A 17,471-nucleotide genomic window follows, 5' to 3' on the forward strand; every position below is an offset into this window, starting at 1 on the left:
GTCTTCACGATCATGAACACCCATCTGCTGCTCCAGCTCGTCGTCAACGGGCTGATCGTCGGCGCCCTCTACGGCGTAGTCGCGATGAGCTTCGTCCTGATCTACAAGGCGAGCCAGGTCGTGAACTTCGCTCAGGGCGAGTTCCTCCTGATCGGCGCCTGGGTGTGCTGGTGGCTGCTCACCACCTACCAGCTGCCGTTCCTGGTCGGCATGGCGGTCACCTTCGCGTTCATGCTGGTCTTCGGCATCGCCCTCCAGGTGGTGGTGCTCAGGCCCTTGATCGGCGAGCCGATCATCTCGGTCATCATGGTGACGATCGGCCTGTCGATCTTCTTCCAGGCCCTGTGCAAGTGGCTGTTCGGCGTCTTCGCCCAGCCCTTCCCGCCGATCTTCTCCACGCAGTCGGTGTCGTTCCTCGGCCTCGAGATCCAGACCGTGTACCTGATGAGCCTCGGCATCTCGGTCGCCATGATGGCGGGCTTCGCCTGGTTCTTCCGCTACTCGAAGCACGGCCTCGCCATGCGGGCCACCGCCTTCAACCAGCAGGTGGCGCAGTCGCTCGGCATCTCGGTCCGCAACGTCTTTGCCCTCGCCTGGGCGATCTCGGCGGTGGTCTCGTCGGTTGCCGGCATCGTGGTCGGCATCGTCAACGGCGTGTCCTCGGCCCTGTCGCTCTACGGCATCAAGGTCTTCCCGGCCGTGATCCTCGGCGGGCTCGACTCGGTCGTCGGCGCGGTGATCGGCGGCCTCGTGATCGGTGTGCTGGAGAACGTCGCGCAATACGTCGACGGCCAGTACCTGCACTGGGGCAACCTCTACGAGATCGTTCCCTTCTACGTCCTGGTGGTGATCCTGATGATCAAGCCCTACGGCCTGTTCGGCACCCGCGACATCGAGCGCGTCTGATGGCGACCCAGAGCCTGATCCCCGCCGGCGACTACCGCACGACGTATGCGGCCGACACCACCATCTTCCCGACCGCCGGCAGCCGCTACGCGGTCTGGGCGGGGCTGGCCCTGCTCTGCCTCGCGCCGCTCGTCCTCGACCGCTACTGGCTGAGCCTGCTGATCCAGATCGGCTACTTCGCGGTCGCGGCGCTCGGCCTCAACATCCTGGTCGGCTTCACCGGGCAGATCTCGATCGGGCATGCCGCCTTCTTCGGCTTCGGTGCCTTCGCCTCCGCCTGGCTGTCGAACAATTACGGCATCCCGGTCTTCTTCGCGATCCCGCTCGCCGGAATCATCACCACCGCGGTCGGGCTGATCTTCGGCCTGCCGGCGGCCCGGCTGAAGGGCCTCTACCTCGCCATCGCGACGCTCGCCGCACAATACATCCTGCAGGACTTCTTCGCCCGGGCGAACTGGTTCACCGGCGGCGTCGCCGGCACGGCGGCCGACGCCTTCTCGATCTTCGGGTTCAGTTTCGACACCGACCACCGCTACTTTTACGTCGTGCTGGCCTACCTCGTGCTGACCTTCGTGCTCGCCACCAACCTGATGCGCTCCCGCGACGGGCGGGCGCTGGTGGCGGTGCGCGACCACTATCTCTCGGCGGAGATGATGGGGATCAACCTCACCCGCTACCGCACCCTGTCCTTCGGCCTCTCGGCCTTCTTCGCGGGCATCGGCGGGGCGCTCTACGGCCATTACCTGCAATTCGTCTCGGTCGAGGGCTTCGGCATCCTGCTCTCGATCCAGTTCCTCGGCATGATCATCATCGGCGGCCTCGGCTCGATCATGGGCACGCTGATGGGCACCGCCTTCATGGTGCTGGTGCCGGAAGCCATGGGCTGGCTCACCGACGCGGTCCGCGGCTCCGCCCTCGACCGGGCGCTGGCGCTCAAGGACAACCTGTCCTTCCTGCGCGAGATGGCGATCGGCCTCGTGATCGTGCTGTTCCTCATGTTCGAGCCCGACGGGCTCGCCCATCGCTGGCGCCAGATCAAGGCGTACTGGAAGCTCTACCCGTTCTCGCACTGACCACCATCGACGAGGCCGGACGAACCGGCCCGCCAACCGGAGGAAACCATGCTTCGTCTCTCCCTCGCCTCGGCCGCCGCCCTCGCCCTTGGCCTCCCGGCGCTGGCCGCCGAGATCCCGATCGGCCACCTCGCCGACCAGAGCGGCGCCACCTCGGATGTCGGGGTGCCCTACGCCCAGGGCGTCGCCGATGCGCTCGCCTACGTGAACCGCAAGGGCGGCATCAAGGGCGAGAAGATGGCGGTCGAATCGGTCGATTACGGCTACCAGGTGCCCCGCGCCGTCGCGCTCTACAAGAAGTGGACCGGCGGGCGCGACAAGGTCGCGGCGATCCAGGGCTGGGGCACCGCCGACACCGAGGCGCTCTCGGCCTTCGTCACCAAGGACGAGGTGCCCTACATCTCCGGCTCCTATGCCGCGCAGGTGAGCGACCCGACCGGTGCCAGCGGCAAGGCCAAGGCCGCGCCCTACAACTTCTTCTACGGGCCGAGCTACTCGGATGCCCTGCGCGCCATGCTGCTATGGGCGGCGGACGACTGGAAGGCCAAGGGCAAGACCGGCAAGCCGAAATACGTCCATATGGGCGGCAACCACCCCTACCCGAACTCGCCCAAGGAAGCCGGCGAGGCGATGGCGAAGGACCTCGGCTTCGAGGTGCTGCCGGCGATCGTCTTCGCGCTGGCGCCCGGCGACTACACCGCCCAGTGCCTGACCGCCAAGAACGCCGGCGCCAACTACGCCTACCTGGGCAACACGGGTGGGTCGAACATCTCGCTGCTCAAGTCCTGCAAGTCGGTCGGCACCGACATCCAGTTCATGGGCAATGTCTGGGGCATGGACGAGAACGCCGCCAAGGCGGCGGGCGAGGCGGCGAACGGCGTCGTCTTCCCGGTCCGCACAGCGGCGGTGAGCGGCAGCACCGCCCCCGGCATGGCGATGGCGGCCGAGATCTCGAAGGTGTCGGACGCCGCCGGCACCGCCTACCGCCCGGTGCATTACTATACCGGCATCTGCGCCGCCCTCTACATGACCGAGGCCCTCGCCTGGGCCAAGGACAATGGCGGGCTTGCCGGCCCCAACGTCCGCAAGGGCTTCTACCAGAAGAAGGACTGGGTGCCGGCCGGCATGGAGGGCGTCTGCGTCCCCTCGACCTGGTCGGCCACCGACCATCGCGGGATGATGGAGGTGCACATCTACCGCGCCAAGGTCTCGGGTCCCACCGACGGCGCGCTGCCCGACCTGATGAAGGCCGGCACGATCAAGCTCGAGCCGGTCAAGACCGTGACGCTGCCGCGCAAGGCCGAGTGGCAGGGGTGGTGAGAACCGCCGCCAACGAGTGACCCGCCTCTGAGCCCTCCCCCCCCTCTGCGGGGGAGGGTGCCCTGCGAAGGCAGGGCGGGAGAGGGGAACGCGACGATGCCGGATGTGGCGACCGTCACAGCGGTCGCGACCTTTTCGGAAGCGTGGCTCCCCTGTCCCGGCCCCTGCTGACGCAGGGGCCCCCTCCCCCGCAGAGGGGGGAGGGTTCGACCCGCATCTCGTTTAGCGAAAGCCCCCGATGTCGCAGGTCATGACCCTGGAGCGCCCGAGTCCCGACGCCGCGCCGGCCCCCCTCCTCTCCTTACGCAACGTCGAGGTCGTCTACGACGACGTGATCCTCGTCCTGCGGGGCCTCAGCCTCGACGTGCCGGCGGGCTCGATCACGGCGCTCCTCGGCGCCAACGGCGCCGGCAAGTCGACGACGCTCAAGGCCATCTCGGGCCTGCTGCGCTCGGAGGACGGCGAGGTCACCCGCGGCGAGATCGTGTTCGACGGCGCCCGCATCGACGGCATCGAGCCCGATCGAATCGTGCGCCGCGGCATCTTCCAGGTGATGGAGGGCCGCCGCATCGTCGCCGACATGACGCCGATGGAGAACCTGCGCCTCGGCGCCTTCTCGCGCCGCGACCGGGAGATCGGCCAGGACCTCGAGCGGGTGCTGACCTACTTCCCGCGCCTGAAGGAGCGCACGGGCGCGGCCGGCTACCTCTCGGGCGGCGAGCAGCAGATGCTGGCGATCGGCCGCGCCCTCATGGCCCGGCCCCGCCTGATCCTGATGGACGAGCCTTCGATGGGCCTCTCGCCGCTCCTGGTGAAGGAGGTGTTTTCCATCATCCGCCAGATCAACCGCGATCTCGGCGTCACCATCCTGCTCGTCGAGCAGAATGCCCGCGCCGCCCTCTCGGTGGCCGATCGCGGCTACATCATGGAGCAGGGCAAGGTCGTGCTCGACGGCACGGTCGAGGAATTGCGCACCAACGAGGACGTGAAGGAATTCTACCTCGGCGGCGCCGGCGACCAGCGCAAGAGCTTTCGCAACCTGAAGAGCTTCAAGCGGCGCAAGCGCTGGATCTGAGCGGATCGCTCGTCCCGTCCCTCACCCGCGAGGCGGAGGTCGGGCACGCCATGATCTCGTCGCGGCCCACGCGATGATGCTAGGCATCGGGCGCCGCGTCCCGGGCGGGACGGCGAGACGAGGGCCCGAGAACCGTGAATTACCGCCACGCCTTCCACGCCGGCAACCACGCCGACGTGCTCAAGCACTGGGTGCTGACCCGGGTGCTGGCGCATCTCCAGCGCAAGGCGACGCCGTTCCGGGCGATCGACACCCATGCGGGCCTCGGCTTCTACGACCTGACCGCCGACGAGGCCGGGCGCACCGGCGAGTGGCACGACGGCATCGGCCGGCTCGACGATCCGTTCCCCGACGCGGTCGAGGCCCTGCTCGCCCCCTACCGGGCCGCGGTGGAGGCGGTGCGGGCGCGCCACGGCGCGACGATCTATCCGGGCTCGCCGGCCCTGATCCGCGAGTTCCTGCGCCCCGGCGACCAGGGCGTGTTCGTGGAGCTGCACCCGGCCGACGGCGCGGTGCTGCATGCCCGCTACAACCAGGATCCGCGCACCAAGGTGCTGGCCCTCGACGGCTGGACGGCGTTGCCCGCCCTGATCCCCCCGAAGGAGCGCCGCGGCCTCGTCCTGATCGACCCGCCCTACGAGGTGCCGGGCGAGATCGAGCGCCTGGGCCGCGAACTGCTGAAGGCGGTGACGAAGTGGGCGACCGGCACCTACCTCGCCTGGTACCCGATCAAGGACGCAGCCGTGATCGACCGCCTCGCCGCCACCCTCGACGCCGCCCTCCCCCGCCCGGCCCTGCGCCTCGACCTCCTGATCCACCGGCCCGACCCGGCGCGCCTGAGCGGCAGCGGGCTCATCGTGGTCAACCCGCCCTGGACCCTGCGCGAGGAAGCCGAGACCGTCCTGCCGGCGCTGGCCGAGCGCCTGGCGCAGGAAGGCTACGGCGCCTTCCGCTGCGCATCATTGGGACCGCCGGCCTGAGGGCAGGCACACCGGCTCACGCGGCGATCCGCCCCTCCAGCGGGAAGACCTTGGCCGGGTTCATCAGCCAGGCCGGGTCGAACACCGCCCGCACCCGCATCTGCTGCTGCAGATCCTCCGGGTTGTACTGGTAGGTCATCAGGTCGCGCTTCTCGATGCCGACGCCGTGCTCGCCGGTGAGGCAGCCGCCGACCTCGACGCAGAGCTTCAGCATCTCCTCGCCGGCGGCCTCGGCCTTCTCCATCTCGCCGGGCGTGTTGATGTCGAACAGAATCAGGGGGTGCAGGTTGCCGTCGCCGGCATGGAAGACGTTGGCGCAGCGAAGACCATAGGACTTCGTGATCTCGCCGATGCGCTCCAGCACGCGGGGCAATTGCCCGGTCGGGATGGTGCCATCCATGCAGATGTAGTCGGAGATGCGTCCCGTCGCGCCGAAGGCCGACTTGCGGCCCTTCCAGATCGCGGCGCTCTCGGCCTCGGATTGCGAGACCTTGAGGCTCGTCGGGTTGAAGGGCTTGGCGATCTCGACGATGCGGGCGAGCATCGCGTCGCATTCCTGCTGGCAGCCCTCGACCTCGATGATCAGCATCGCCTCGGCGTCGAGCGGGTAGCCCGCATGCGCGAAGGCCTCGCAGATCGTGATCGCCTCGCGGTCCATGTACTCGATCGCCACCGGGATGATGCCGGCCCCGATGATCGCCGCCGTGCAGGCGCCCGCATCCTCGACCCGGCCGAAGCCCATCAGCGCCGGCCGCGCGCCCTCCGCCGCGCGCAGGATCCGCACGGTCGCCTCGGTGACGATGCCGAGCTGCCCCTCCGAGCCGCAGACGAGGCCGAGCAGGTCGTAGCCGGCGGCATCGAGGTGATCGCCGCCGATCTCCACCACCGTGCCGTCGATCATGACCAGGGTCACGCCCATCAGGTTGTTGGTGGTGACGCCGTACTTGAGGCAATGCGCCCCGCCGGAATTCATCGCGATGTTGCCCGCGATCGTGCAGGCGAGCTGGCTCGACGGGTCGGGGGCGTAGAAGAAGCCCTCATGCGCCACCGCCGCGCTGATGGCGAGGTTGGTGATGCCGGCCTGGACCCGGGCGGTGCGGTTGGAAAAATCGACCTCGAGCACCCGGTTCATCTTGGCGACGCCGAGGATCACCGCATCCTCCTGCGCGATGGCGCCGCCGGCGAGCGACGTGCCGGCACCGCGGGGCACCACCTTCACCCCCGCCTCGTGGCAGTAGCGCATCACCGCGGCGACCTCCTGGGTCGTCGAGGGCAGCACGACGGCGAGCGGCATCTTGCGGTAGGCGGTGAGCCCGTCGGTCTCGAAGGCGCGGCGCTCGTCCTCGCTGGTCACCAGGGCCTCGGGCGCCACCAGGCCGCGCAGGCCCTCGACGATCGCGTCGCGGCGGGCGAGGATCGCGGGATCCGGGAGCGGGAAGGCGATCGTCATGGCGCGTCCTCTCGGGTTTCTTGTCGCGGGAGTCTTGTCGGATATCGTCTCGCCGGCCCCGGCGGGCCGGTCCCTGGTGCTCCATCATACCGGAGGCGAGGGATCGCGCCCATCCCGCGCCGAGCCCCAACGCGGCCCCGCACCTTCGTCCGATTGCGCGCGGACGCGGCAGAGCTTCTTTTCGTCGCACGGGACCCGGCGCGTACCGTCGGCGTTTTTAACTGTACCAATCTGCAGGCTAGGCCATATCCCCGTGGCCGGTCGCGAATGACGTCCGTTTGGAGGGAACCTCATGCGTCAGCTCATCCTCGGTGCCGCCCTGGCGGTGCTCCTGCCCTTCGCCGCCCAGGCCCAGGACGCGGCCGCCGGCGAGAAGGTGTTCGCCCCCTGCAAGGCCTGCCACGCCTTCGGCAAGAACGGCGTCGGCCCTGACCTCAAGGGCGTCATCGGCCGCAAGGCCGGCACCCACGAGGGCTACAACTACTCGGCAGCGATGAAGAATTCCGGCCTGACCTGGGACGAGGCCACCTTCCGGGACTACATCCACGACCCGAAGGCCAAGGTGCCGGGCACCAAGATGATCTATGCCGGCCAGAAGGACGACAAGAAGGTCTCGGACCTGATCGCCTATCTCGAGACCCAGAAGTAACGCGCGTGACGGACCCCGGCGGCGTCCGCCGGGGTCCTGCCGCTCGTCGGCGGGGTGGGTTGATCGATGCTCGCAAGACGACGCATCGGATGAAGCAATAACAATCGCAAAAATCTTGGCGATCGACCGTTCCTGGTACAGGACCCGCCGTCAGACACCTGGGTAAGACAGGCGATTGCGGTGACGATCGACGGACCGGCAAAGGCGCGACACACGTCCGTCAGCAGCTTTCTCCAGGCAGGAATACCAGTCTACATTTTCTGTCATAATAATCAAACATATTGCCACAGCATGGTGAGGCAATTAAATTTAATCTGATTAGACAATATCATCTTGATCGACAATGCGTCGGATTCTACCAGCATGATCGATTACCTCGATCATGTCGAAGAGTCAGAGGTCATCAGGCTCGCGGACAATCTCGGCCCCAGCCACATTCTCAACGATCGCAGCGTGTTTTCGATGCTGCCGAAGCTGTTCTGCCTGACCGATCCGGACCTGCTGCTGAACGCAGACCTCCCGAAAAACTTCCTGGGAGAATTGGCGTATCTGACGGACCTGCATCAGGTCGGGAAGGCGGGCTTCGCCCTGGACATCAGCGACCGCTATCTCATGCGCGACGCCCTGGTCTTTTCCGGCGGGAAGATGGTCAAGATTTGGGAACACGAAGAGCAATTTTGGCACAACCCATTGCCTCCTCTGCCAGGAGGAGATCCTGTTTACGATGCGATCCTCGATACGACCTTTGCGCTCGACAACAAGGATCATTTCCAGCACGCGAACATCTGGCGGGCGGTGCGGGTCGGCGGGCGGTTCACGGCCCGTCACCTGTCCTGGTACCGCGAGGCCGGCATCCCGATCGAGGAAGCCCGCGCCTACGCGAAGAGCCAGCGATACTCGACGTGTCTCCGCGACGCGACATCCCTCGGCGGTTAGGAGCCGAATCGGCGGCGGCGGCCTTCGGGCGCCGTCGGGGACGAGGCGAGACTGTCCTCAATCCCCGACGCCCTCCCGCCCCTGCACCGCCATCAGGGTGGCGGTGAGGAGCGCGACGAGCTTCTCGCCTCCCTCGCCCTCGGAAAAAACCTCGGCCTGCGCCAGGGTCAGGGTGCGGCCGGCCTTGACCACCCGGCCCCGGGCCAGGATGCGGCGGCCGGCGGCGGGAGCCAGCAGGTTGATCTTGAACTCCGCCGTCAGCACCCCGGCGCCGGGCGGCATCAGGGTCAGGGCGGCGTAGCCCGCGGCGCTGTCGGCAATGGCGCTCACCGCCCCGGCATGGACGAAGCCATGCTGCTGCGACAAAGCCGGCCCGGGGGTCAGGGCGATCTCGACCGCGCCGGGCGACACCGCCTGGAGGGTGGCCCCGAGGGTCCGCATCAGGCCCTGCTTGTCGAAGCTGGCGTGCACGCGCGCCTGGATCACCTCGGACTCGGCGCGCAAAGCCTCTTGTGTCTGATCCGTCACGGGCGCTGGGCCTCCCCCTCGATTGTTGTGTAGGGACGTTGAGGCACGGCCGCGGCCGCGCTGTCCAGCGCCCTCACCCTCCGAGGCCCTTATGACCACCCCCGATTCCGATCCGGCCGGCTGGCGCCCCTTCGACGACCCGGGCTTCCTCTCCCTGGTCGGCCCGGTGCTGCTGCGCGAGGAAGGCGAGGCGGCGAGCTTCGCGTTCCGGGCCGAGCCCAAGCATGCCAACCTGATCGGCGTGGTGCAGGGCGGCATGATGATGACCTTCGCCGACCGGGCGCTGGGCTTCGCCGCCATGCGGGCCGCCGGCGGGGCGAATTGCGTCACGGTGCAGTTCGAGATGCAGTTCGTCTCGGCCGGGCGGATCGGCGAGACGATCACGATGACGCCCGAGGTGGTGCAGCGCACGACGAGCCTGGTCTTCCTGCGCGGCGATGCGCGGTGCGACGGGCGCATCGTCGCCACCGCCACCGGGGTGTGGAAGATCCTGCGCCGCCGGCCGGAGGCGGGCCCGGCCTGAGGCGGCCCGCCCGCGCATGGGTGCCCCGGGCATAGGTGCCCCGGGGATGCGCCCGTTCGGGGACGGAGCGTCAGTTGGTGAGCGTCGGGTAGGCGCTCGTCGGCCCGATCCCCTTCGGCACCGGCACTTTGCTCGCGCTGTAATTCGCGTTGACGACGAGGCGCGGCGACTCCGACAGCGCGAGCCTCCGCGCGACGATGGCGGTGTATTCCGACTGGTCGGCGACGACCTGGTTGGCGGACACCAGGAACGTGCCGCGCGGCAGGTAGATCGTGCCGACGAGACGGCGGGCGTTGTCGCTCATGACCTCGAAGACCCGGTTCGGCGGGGCCGCGCGATCCTCGAAGAACAGAAGGCCTGCCATCTTGCGGTTGTCCGTCGTGAGGTCGCCCGTCGGCGCGCTGAGCGATACGTTCGAGCGCGGCATGAACTGTATCGGCCTGGCGATATGGTCGTCGTCCGGTTCAACTCTCCCGGTGAAGTAGAAACCCACGCCGTCACCGCTCAACGAGGCAGGCGGGAGCATTGTCGACGCATTCGGGCAGCGCAAGCGAGATTTTATCCCCGCCAAAACACGCCTGCGATAGCAAAGGCAGGGTACCCAATTCCGAAATCTGGACCCACCCGTCCAAGCCTCTGAGCCGACCACGAGTGGACCGTCCTTTATGACGTAGATCCCGGGATCGAGCTTGACATTCGCTCCCGCCTTCAGGATGAGACCGCCGCAATAAACGCCAGGCTTCAGGACCTTGCTCTCGTTTCCTACCTGAAAGGGGCCTTGGCGGGGGTCATTGACGCAACGACCCACGACTGGGGGGACGCGGCCGGCGAGCGGATCCTTGATCGCCGGGCAGCCCGTGATCGGCACGGGCTGGTAGCGTTGGGACGGGCCGGCATAGCCGCCGACTGCGCAGGATTTCATCGCGCTCAGCTTCGATGAGTCACGCGCATCGATCGCTGCAGGGGAAGCGGACATCGCGTAGACGGAGCAGCCGGTCGCGGACACTTGGGCATCGTCGTTCAGGCCGATGGCCTGCCCCGCCTGGTCCTCCAGCGCCACGACGCACACCTTGGAATTGCCGACGATCTCGGCGGTCGCCCGGACGACGATGTTGGTCAGGTACGGCGTGACGAGCTTGGTCATGATCGCGTGCTTGCGCTGCGACATGGTCAGCCTGATGCCGGTCGGCGCCTCGTCACGCCCGTTGGCCGGCACGATCTCGAAGGGATCGCTCCCCTGTCTCCGGCGATAGACGGGCTCGATATCGATCGTGATCCAGTCGTCTCGGATCTTGTTCTCAGCGAAGCCGCGCGTCTGGCCCTCCGCCACGGCCCGCACCCGGCCCTTGTCGAAGCCACCGACCTGCATGTCGGACACGACGGCGAGCGCCGTCACGTCGACGAGGTTCTGGAGCTTCTGCTTGCGGACCAGCCATGTCGCGTAGTCGACGCCGACGCCGACGCACCCCATCAGGATGGGAAACAGGAGCGCGAAAACCAGGCCGAGGCCTCCGTCCCGGTTGCGCGCGAAACGGCCGAAGCAACTTGCGATGGTTCGGTGCATAAGTTTTTTACCCTAGTATGCGAGCACGCTACGGGCTTTCCGTAAATTCCGAACTAACCTGACGCAGCGGATTCGCGGCACGTCACGATCAATCCGCTGAAATTACCTAGCGTTTCACCAGCATCATACACCGTTTTTGGGATATTTTTCCTTCACATCGCGACGTTAAATCGACGTCAGGTGCCATCGCAATCGCGCTTATTCGACCATAGGTTGCCTGATTGCGAGCAGGTGCCTCTGCTGACGGGGCTCCCGCAGACCCGATCCGCCGGCGTCGGAACCCTCGGGGTGCCGGAAGCGGGACCGGCCGACACCCGTCCCGGCCTCTGCAACCACCCGACCCGCGTCGGCGCGCCTGCACAAGCCGCGCCGATCCGCTATGTAGAGGGGGATGACGCACGATCCGAACGGCACCCCGCCCGGCGGGGTCCTCGAACGACTGACCGCATCGCTCGGCGCGGAGGGCTCGCGGCGCGGGCCGCCGCCGGTCGAGCGGTGGAACCCGGCTTATTGCGGCGAGATCCCGATGCGCATCGCCGCGGACGGGACCTGGCACTACAACGGCAGCCCGATCACCCGGCCGGCCCTGGTCAAGCTGTTCTCGACGATCCTGCGCCGCGACCCCGACGGGCGCACCGTGCTGGTGACGCCGGTGGAGCGGGTCGGGATCGAGGTCGAGGACGCGGCCTTCCTGGCGGTCGAGATGGCGGTGGAGGGCGAGGGCGAGACCCGCGCCATCGCCTTCCGCACCAACCTCGACGACATCGTGCCCCTCGACGACGCCCACCCCTTGCGCGTCGAGCGCGATCCGGAGGGCGGCTTCAAGCCCTACATCGCCGTGCGCCACGGCCTCTGGGCCCGCCTCACCCGTTCCCTCGCCTACGACCTCGTGGACCTGTGCGAGGAGCGCGCGGAGGCGGGCGAGACCTGGTTCGGCCTCGCCGCCGGCGGACGCTTCCACCGCATCGCAAAGTCTACCGAACTCGGGGCGGCCGAGCTGTCGTGACCGATCTCATCGCGTCCACCGCTCTCGACTTCTTCCTGGAGCGCGCCCGCACGCGCCTGCGGCCCGAGCCGCCGGGCCCGCACGATTCGACCTCGAACCCGAGAGGCGACCACGATCTCGAGCCGGACGTGCTGGAGGCGGCCCTGTCGCGCCCGCCGCGGCTGGCCGCGGTGCTGGTGCCGGTTGTGCCGCGCGACGACGGCGTCTCGGTCCTGTTCACCCTGCGCTCGGCGCATCTGCGCGACCATTCGGGCCAGATCGCCTTCCCTGGCGGCAAGATCGATCCCGGCGACCCCTCGCCGCTCGCCGCGGCCCTGCGGGAGGCCGAGGAGGAGATCGGCCTCGACCCGGCGGCGGTGACGCCGCTCGGCTACCTCGATCCCTACCTGTCGGGCACCGGCTTCCTGGTGACGCCGGTGGTCGGGCTGGTGGCGCCGGACGCCTCGCTACGCCTCAACCCGCACGAGGTGGCGGATTCGTTCGAGGTGCCGCTCGATTTCCTGATGAACGTCGCCAACCATGCCCTGCACAGCCGGGAATGGCGCGGGCGCCAGCGGCGCTACTACGCGATCCCGTTCGGCGAGCGCTACATCTGGGGGGTGACAGCCGGCATCGTGCGCAACCTCTACGACCGGCTCCGCGACGCGGACGAGTGAGACGTGATGGCCCGCGCGCTGATCGACGACATCCTGCTGTTCCTGGTCCCCTTCGGACTCTTCGCGGTGTGGCTGGTCCTGCGCCAGCGCAGCCCCTTGCGTTGGATCCATTGGAGCGACCACGCCGCGCGGCTGGCCATCGCGGGCGCCGCCCTGGTCATCCTCTCGTTCCTGGCGGTGGCGCTTACCGCCGAGCGGCACCGGGACGGCTTCGTGCCGACCCACATCGAGAACGGCCGGGTGGTGCCCGGGCAGTTCCGGTGAGCCTCCTCCTCGACGAGCGCGCCTTACGGGCGGTGCTGGCGCGGCCGCGGCTGGCCCGCGTGCTCGACGCCCTCTCCGCCCCGACCGAGGAGACCCGCCTCGTCGGCGGCGCGGTGCGCGACGCGCTCCTCGGCCGCCCGGTCGCCGATATCGACCTCGCCACGACCTTGCTGCCCGAGGCGGTGGTGGCGCGCGCGCGCGACGCGGGCCTCAAGCCCGTGCCGACCGGCATCGCCCACGGCACCGTGACGGTCGTGGTCGAGGGCGAGCCGTTCGAGGTGACGACCCTGCGCGAGGACGTCGAGACCGACGGGCGCCGCGCCGTGGTACGCTTCGGCCGCGACTTCTCCCACGACGCGGCCCGGCGCGACTTCACCGTCAACGCCCTCTCGGTCACGCCGGACGGACGGGTGCACGACACGGTCGGGGGCCTCGCCGATCTCGCGGAGGGCCGGGTGCGCTTCATCGGCGAGGCGCGCCAGCGCATCCGCGAGGATTACCTGCGGACCTTACGCTTCTTCCGCTTCCACGCCCGCTATGGTGCCGGGGCTCCCGATCCGGAGGGGCTCGCCGCCGCAATCGAGGCGCGGGACGGGCTGGCGCAGCTCTCCCGCGAGCGGGTGCGGGGGGAGCTCCTGAAGCTCCTCGTCGCCCCGGGGGCGCCCGCCGTCACCACGATCCTGTCGCAGACGGGCCTGTTGCAGCGGCTGATCGGCGGAATCGGCGATCTCGGCCGCCTCGCCCGGCTGGCCGCCGCGGAGGCGCAAGCCGATCCGGTGCGCCGCCTCGCCGCCCTCGCGGTGCGCTCCGGGGCCGATGCCGAGCGCCTGCGGGAGGGCTTACGCCTGTCGAACGCCGAGCATGCGCGGCTCTCCGCTTATGCGGGGGCCGAGGCCGCCCTGCACGGGGCGCCAGCCCCCCTGGCGCCCGCGGATGTGCGGCGCCTCGTGGCCGAGCATGGGGCGGGGGCGGTGTCCGACGCCGCCCTGGTGCTGACGGGCGAGCCGCGGCCGGTTTTGACGCCGGACGCCGCCGACGCGCTCGCGCGCTTCGCGGCCGGCGCCGAGCCGGTGCCCGTGCTGCCGGTCACCGGGGCGGCCCTGGTGGCGGCGGGCGCCCCGCCCGGCCGCGGGCTCGGCCAGGGCCTCGCGGCGGCGCGCCGGGCCTGGCTCGCGGAAGGCTGCCCGACCGATGCGGCCGCCAAGGCGCGCCTCCGCGCCCTGGCGCTCGCCTCGGCCCTGGCGGCTGCCGGCGGAACCCCGGAAGATTCCGGCCGTTCGCCCCTTCCCAAGAGCTAACATTGCCGGGCTCGCCCGGAGGTGAGGCCGGGATGGCGCGGATCGCGACGGTGTTCCGGGCGGTGGGCGCGGCTGTTGCCGGGGCGGCGGCGCTGTCCTACCTGGCGAGCGGGCCCCGTCAGGCCGACCAGGGGCAGAAGGCCAAGCCGACCTGAGCGGGGCCCTGTCCGAGGGAGCGCCGGCCTCGCGTGCTCCCCGCCTGGATCGGTTTGGCGCCGGATGGGTTATGATGCCTTGCCGCCGCGGGCCCGCTTCGTGCCTCGCCCCACCCGCGCGAGGCGCTGTCCGGCGCCGCCCGATGGAGACCGACGACCGATGCTGCCCCTGCTCCGTACCGCCCTGGCCGCCGCCCTCGTCCTCGGGGCCTCGCGGCCCGGCGGCGCGCACGAGCTGTGGCTGACGCTCAGCACCGCCGATCAGGCCCCGCAGGTCCGGGTCAATTACGGCCACGCCTCGAAGCGCGAGGCGCCGCGTGCGCCCCAGCTCCTCGAACTCGTCGCCCTGACGCAGGAGGGGCGCACGTCCCTGCGCGCCGGCCTCAAGCCCGCCCCGCCGGAGGTGCCCCCCGCCCTGCTGGCGCCGCTCGGCACGAAGCCCGGACGCACGCTGGTCGCGGCGACCTACGATGCCGGCTACTGGACGACGCTCCGCGACGGCACCCGCCTCAATGCCGGCCGGCGCCTGGTGCCCGACGCCCGCGAGGGCCGCTGGTCGGTGAAGTACGCCAAGGCCGCCTTCGGCCCCGGCGCGCCGTGGCTGCGGGTGGTCGGCCATACCCTGGAGATCGTGCCGGTCGAGGTGCCGGGCCCGACCGCGGGGGCGATCCGGGTGCGGGTGCTGTTCCGCGGCGCGCCGCTGCCGGGAGCCGACCTCTACTATGGCGACAGCGGCATGGAGCCGGAGCGGGCCGGCGTGCCGGCCTACACCACCGACCCGGAAGGCATCGCCACGGTGCCGATCCGCAAGGCCGGCAGCCAGGTGCTCACGGTGACCCAGACGGTGAGCCCCTCGGCCACCCCGACGCTCGCCGACGAGGACGTCTACACGGCGACCTTCGCGTTCCGGCTCGACGAGCCGTCGGTGAACTGAGCGGCGCCCCTATGCCTCCGGCACGACCGGGGCGATCGGCGCGAACACGCAATCCTCCGCGCTGCCATCCTCGTGCACCAGCATCGCGAAGGTGCCGGGGCCTGAGAGCGTGGTCATGTGGGCGTGCCACGCGCCGCTGCGATAGACGATGCCCGTATCGCCCGGCACCCGGAAGGCGCGCAAGGCCGCCTCGTCCGGCCGCCCGCATTCATCGGGCGCCACCACCACCAGATAGTCGCCGACGGCGAGGGGCAGGAAACCTTGCGCCGAGTGCGGGTGCCGTTCGAGCCGCCGCAGGGGCATCGTGTCGGCGAAGGGCTCGCTGCGGATGAGGGCGAGGTTGAGGGCCGCGGCCGGGCGCCCGTTCTCGATCTCGGCCGCCCGGTCCTGCCGCGGCCCGGCCGCCGGGCCGACCAGCAGCGTGCCGAAAGGCGCGAAGGCGTCCGCGGTGATCGGCTCGATCGGAAGGGTGCGCATCGTTCGTCGGCTCCTCTCGGGTCGCCCATCGCGGGCGGCGCCTCAGCGGCGATCCTCCCCTATCAGGTCCGCGCCCTTCTCGGCGATCATCATCACGGCGGCCTGGGTGTTGGCCGAGACCTCGGTCGGCATCACGGCGGCGTCGATCACCCGCAGGCCGTCGAGGCCGCGCACCCGCAGGCGCTCGTCCACCACCGCCTCGGGCCCCTGCCCCATGCTGCAGGTGCCGACCGGGTGGTAGATGGTCTGGCCGTTGCGGCGAGCGAAATCGAGCCACTCGTCGTCCGACTGCACGCCCGCGCCGGGATTGAGCTCGTGGGCGCGGTAGGGGTCCATGGCGGGCTGCGCGATCACCCGGCGGGCGATGCGCATCCCCTCGATCAGGGCCTCCTGATCGCTGCGGACATCCAAGAAGTTCGGGCGGATCGCCGGGGGGCGGAGCGGATCACCTGAGACCGCGTGGATGGTGCCGCGGGATTCGGGCCGCAGCTGCGTCACGCCGATCGTCATGCCGGGCTCGCGGTCGAGGGTGCGGTCGGCGGCGTTGGCGTAGCTCGCATGCATGAAGAAGTACTGCACGTCGGGCCCGGCAAGGTCCGGCCGGGTGCGCACGAAGCCGTGGGCGAGGCCGGTGCCGAGGGTCAGGATGCCGCGGCGCGTCAGGAAATACTGCCCGACCGCGAGGCCGAGGCGCCAGCCGCGGGTCGCTTCGTTGAGGGTCACCGGAACCTTCACCCGCCAGTTCATCCGCGTGGCGTAGTGATCGCGATAATTCTCGCCGACTCCCGGCAGGGCATGGCGGACGGGAATGCCGGCCGCCGCCAGCACCTCAGGCCGGCCGATGCCGGAGAGTTCGAGCAGGTGGGGCGACTGCACGGCGCCGGCGGCCAGGATCACCTCGGCGCGCGCGCTCACCCGCTCCTCGCGCCCGTCGCGCCGGTAGGTGACGCCCGTCACGCGGTTTCCGTCGAGGTCGAGGCGCAGGACATGGGCGTCGGTGCGCACCGTCAGGTTCGGCCGCGTGCGGGCCGGCTGCAGGTAGGCGTCCCGGGCGCTCCAGCGCCGGCCGTTGCGCTGGTTGGCCTGGTAGTAGCCGAAACCCTCCTGCGAGGCGCCGTTATAGTCGGGGTTCGCCGGATAGCCGGCCTCGGTCCCGGCCCGGATGAAGGCGTCGGCGAGGGGATGCCTCACCCCGACCCGGGTGACGTGAAGGGGCCCGCCGCGGCCGCGAAGCTCCGGGTCGCCGCCCTCGAAATGCTCGAGCTTGCGGAAGTAGGGCAGCACATCCTGCCAGCTCCAGCCACGGTTGCCGCTCTGGGCCCAGGTGTCGAAATCCTGCGGCTGGCCGCGCACGAAGATCATGCCGTTGATCAGCGTCGAGCCGCCGAGCCCCTTGCCGCGGGGGACGACGATGGCGCGATCGTGGGTGTTCGGCTCCGGCTCGGTGGAAAAGCGCCAGTTGAAGGCGCCGCCGGTGAGGAGCTTGGGGAAGCCGGCCGGGATGCCGACCCAGAACCCGGTCCCCTCCCCTCCCGCCTCGAGCAGCAGCACGCGGTGGCGGGCATCCTCGCTCAGGCGGTTGGCCAGCACGCAGCCCGCCGTGCCCCCGCCGACGATGACGAAGTCGAACGCGTCCATGGTCCTCCCTCTCTGTTCGTTCTTATCGTTGTTAGTTCT

Annotated in this window: 19 protein-coding genes; 14 read left to right on the plus strand and 5 right to left on the minus strand. The window is 69.7% G+C overall.

Features of this window, described 5'->3' with window-relative positions; genetic code table 11:
• The first annotated feature begins 12 nt into the window (after positions 1 to 12).
• The 5 genes from DA075_RS01055 (at position 13) to DA075_RS01080 (ending at position 5,354) form a co-directional block, all read left to right on the plus strand.
• Positions 13 to 906: a branched-chain amino acid ABC transporter permease gene (locus tag DA075_RS01055; RefSeq protein WP_099951620.1), complete on the plus strand. Its 894-nt coding sequence runs from the start codon at positions 13 to 15 to the stop codon at positions 904 to 906.
• Positions 906 to 1,979, plus strand: a complete 1,074-nt coding sequence (locus DA075_RS01060; RefSeq protein ID WP_099951621.1) for a branched-chain amino acid ABC transporter permease — start codon at positions 906 to 908, stop codon at positions 1,977 to 1,979. The genes DA075_RS01055 and DA075_RS01060 overlap by 1 nt, the downstream gene beginning before the upstream one ends.
• A 48-nt stretch (positions 1,980 to 2,027) precedes the next feature.
• The gene (locus DA075_RS01065; RefSeq protein WP_099951622.1) at positions 2,028 to 3,299 is read left to right on the plus strand and encodes an ABC transporter substrate-binding protein; all 1,272 of its coding nucleotides are present in this window, start codon (positions 2,028 to 2,030) and stop codon (positions 3,297 to 3,299) included.
• A gap of 238 nt (positions 3,300 to 3,537) precedes the next feature.
• Positions 3,538 to 4,374, plus strand: coding sequence for an ABC transporter ATP-binding protein (locus DA075_RS01075; protein WP_099951623.1), 837 nt, complete (start codon positions 3,538 to 3,540; stop codon positions 4,372 to 4,374).
• Between the two features lie 134 nt (positions 4,375 to 4,508).
• Entirely contained in the window at positions 4,509 to 5,354 is an 846-nt protein-coding gene (locus DA075_RS01080) for a 23S rRNA (adenine(2030)-N(6))-methyltransferase RlmJ (RefSeq protein WP_099951624.1), read from the plus strand.
• A gap of 16 nt (positions 5,355 to 5,370) precedes the next feature.
• Here the strand turns inward: DA075_RS01080 and DA075_RS01085 are convergent, their stop codons facing one another.
• Positions 5,371 to 6,804 (minus strand): FAD-linked oxidase C-terminal domain-containing protein, encoded by a 1,434-nt coding sequence (locus DA075_RS01085; RefSeq protein ID WP_099951625.1) that lies wholly within the window; start codon positions 6,802 to 6,804, stop codon positions 5,371 to 5,373.
• 292 nt (positions 6,805 to 7,096) lie between these two features.
• Here DA075_RS01085 and DA075_RS01090 point away from each other — a divergent pair, with 292 nt between their 5' ends.
• Together DA075_RS01090 and DA075_RS01095 are read left to right on the plus strand one after the other, a co-directional pair.
• Positions 7,097 to 7,453: a c-type cytochrome gene (locus DA075_RS01090; RefSeq protein ID WP_099951626.1), complete on the plus strand. Its 357-nt coding sequence runs from the start codon at positions 7,097 to 7,099 to the stop codon at positions 7,451 to 7,453.
• Positions 7,454 to 7,816: 363 nt separating this feature from the next.
• Positions 7,817 to 8,389, plus strand: a complete 573-nt coding sequence (locus tag DA075_RS01095) for a hypothetical protein (protein ID WP_099951627.1) — start codon at positions 7,817 to 7,819, stop codon at positions 8,387 to 8,389.
• A 57-nt stretch (positions 8,390 to 8,446) separates the two neighbouring features.
• On the opposite strand, the gene DA075_RS01100 is transcribed toward DA075_RS01095, so the two are convergent.
• The gene (locus tag DA075_RS01100) at positions 8,447 to 8,917 is read right to left on the minus strand and encodes a PaaI family thioesterase (protein WP_338067995.1); all 471 of its coding nucleotides are present in this window, start codon (positions 8,915 to 8,917) and stop codon (positions 8,447 to 8,449) included.
• Between the two features lie 91 nt (positions 8,918 to 9,008).
• On the opposite strand from DA075_RS01100, the gene DA075_RS01105 reads away from it, so the two are divergent.
• Positions 9,009 to 9,440, plus strand: coding sequence for a PaaI family thioesterase (locus tag DA075_RS01105; RefSeq protein ID WP_099951628.1), 432 nt, complete (start codon positions 9,009 to 9,011; stop codon positions 9,438 to 9,440).
• Positions 9,441 to 9,510: 70 nt separating this feature from the next.
• Here DA075_RS01105 and DA075_RS01110 read toward each other — a convergent pair whose 3' ends face one another.
• Entirely contained in the window at positions 9,511 to 11,004 is a 1,494-nt protein-coding gene (locus tag DA075_RS01110) for a pilus assembly protein TadG-related protein (protein ID WP_099951629.1), read from the minus strand.
• A gap of 391 nt (positions 11,005 to 11,395) precedes the next feature.
• Between DA075_RS01110 and DA075_RS01115 the strand changes: the two genes are divergently transcribed.
• The 6 genes from DA075_RS01115 to DA075_RS01135 all read left to right on the plus strand — a co-directional run bounded on the left by DA075_RS01115 (position 11,396) and on the right by DA075_RS01135 (position 15,317).
• On the plus strand, positions 11,396 to 12,010 hold the full coding sequence (locus DA075_RS01115; RefSeq protein ID WP_099951630.1) for a DUF1285 domain-containing protein: 615 nt from the start codon (positions 11,396 to 11,398) through the stop codon (positions 12,008 to 12,010).
• Entirely contained in the window at positions 12,007 to 12,666 is a 660-nt protein-coding gene (locus tag DA075_RS01120) for a CoA pyrophosphatase (protein WP_099951631.1), read from the plus strand. The genes DA075_RS01115 and DA075_RS01120 overlap by 4 nt, the downstream gene beginning before the upstream one ends.
• Before the next feature lie 6 nt (positions 12,667 to 12,672).
• The gene (locus DA075_RS01125; RefSeq protein ID WP_099951632.1) at positions 12,673 to 12,930 is read left to right on the plus strand and encodes a DUF6111 family protein; all 258 of its coding nucleotides are present in this window, start codon (positions 12,673 to 12,675) and stop codon (positions 12,928 to 12,930) included.
• Entirely contained in the window at positions 12,927 to 14,228 is a 1,302-nt protein-coding gene (locus tag DA075_RS01130; protein WP_099951633.1) for a CCA tRNA nucleotidyltransferase, read from the plus strand. The genes DA075_RS01125 and DA075_RS01130 overlap by 4 nt, the downstream gene beginning before the upstream one ends.
• 2 nt (positions 14,229 to 14,230) lie before the next feature.
• A complete protein-coding gene (locus DA075_RS36320; RefSeq protein ID WP_164712181.1) occupies positions 14,231 to 14,383 on the plus strand; it encodes a hypothetical protein in 153 nt (50 codons plus the stop codon).
• Positions 14,384 to 14,543: 160 nt separating this feature from the next.
• Positions 14,544 to 15,317, plus strand: a complete 774-nt coding sequence (locus DA075_RS01135) for a DUF4198 domain-containing protein (RefSeq protein WP_099951634.1) — start codon at positions 14,544 to 14,546, stop codon at positions 15,315 to 15,317.
• A 9-nt stretch (positions 15,318 to 15,326) separates the two neighbouring features.
• On the opposite strand, the gene DA075_RS01140 is transcribed toward DA075_RS01135, so the two are convergent.
• Both DA075_RS01140 and DA075_RS01145 read right to left on the minus strand, forming a co-directional pair.
• The gene (locus DA075_RS01140; RefSeq protein ID WP_099951635.1) at positions 15,327 to 15,794 is read right to left on the minus strand and encodes an ureidoglycolate lyase; all 468 of its coding nucleotides are present in this window, start codon (positions 15,792 to 15,794) and stop codon (positions 15,327 to 15,329) included.
• A gap of 42 nt (positions 15,795 to 15,836) precedes the next feature.
• Positions 15,837 to 17,432, minus strand: coding sequence for a GMC family oxidoreductase (locus DA075_RS01145; RefSeq protein WP_099951636.1), 1,596 nt, complete (start codon positions 17,430 to 17,432; stop codon positions 15,837 to 15,839).
• Positions 17,433 to 17,471: the final 39 nt, after the last annotated feature.

The organism is Methylobacterium currus, assembly GCF_003058325.1.
Classification (GTDB): Bacteria; Pseudomonadota; Alphaproteobacteria; order Rhizobiales; family Beijerinckiaceae; genus Methylobacterium; species Methylobacterium currus.

Coding starts and splice junctions, on each gene's coding strand:
- DA075_RS01055 (WP_099951620.1), top strand. CDS start 13: ATGAACACCCATCTGCTGCTCCAGCTCGTCGTCAACGGGCTGATCGTC.
- DA075_RS01060 (WP_099951621.1), top strand. CDS start 906: ATGGCGACCCAGAGCCTGATCCCCGCCGGCGACTACCGCACGACGTAT.
- DA075_RS01065 (WP_099951622.1), top strand. CDS start 2,028: ATGCTTCGTCTCTCCCTCGCCTCGGCCGCCGCCCTCGCCCTTGGCCTC.
- DA075_RS01075 (WP_099951623.1), top strand. CDS start 3,538: ATGTCGCAGGTCATGACCCTGGAGCGCCCGAGTCCCGACGCCGCGCCG.
- DA075_RS01085 (WP_099951625.1), bottom strand. CDS start 6,804: ATGACGATCGCCTTCCCGCTCCCGGATCCCGCGATCCTCGCCCGCCGC.
- DA075_RS01090 (WP_099951626.1), top strand. CDS start 7,097: ATGCGTCAGCTCATCCTCGGTGCCGCCCTGGCGGTGCTCCTGCCCTTC.
- DA075_RS01095 (WP_099951627.1), top strand. CDS start 7,817: ATGATCGATTACCTCGATCATGTCGAAGAGTCAGAGGTCATCAGGCTC.
- DA075_RS01105 (WP_099951628.1), top strand. CDS start 9,009: ATGACCACCCCCGATTCCGATCCGGCCGGCTGGCGCCCCTTCGACGAC.
- DA075_RS01110 (WP_099951629.1), bottom strand. CDS start 11,004: ATGCACCGAACCATCGCAAGTTGCTTCGGCCGTTTCGCGCGCAACCGG.
- DA075_RS01115 (WP_099951630.1), top strand. CDS start 11,396: ATGACGCACGATCCGAACGGCACCCCGCCCGGCGGGGTCCTCGAACGA.
- DA075_RS01125 (WP_099951632.1), top strand. CDS start 12,673: ATGGCCCGCGCGCTGATCGACGACATCCTGCTGTTCCTGGTCCCCTTC.
- DA075_RS01135 (WP_099951634.1), top strand. CDS start 14,544: ATGCTGCCCCTGCTCCGTACCGCCCTGGCCGCCGCCCTCGTCCTCGGG.
- DA075_RS01140 (WP_099951635.1), bottom strand. CDS start 15,794: ATGCGCACCCTTCCGATCGAGCCGATCACCGCGGACGCCTTCGCGCCT.
- DA075_RS01145 (WP_099951636.1), bottom strand. CDS start 17,432: ATGGACGCGTTCGACTTCGTCATCGTCGGCGGGGGCACGGCGGGCTGC.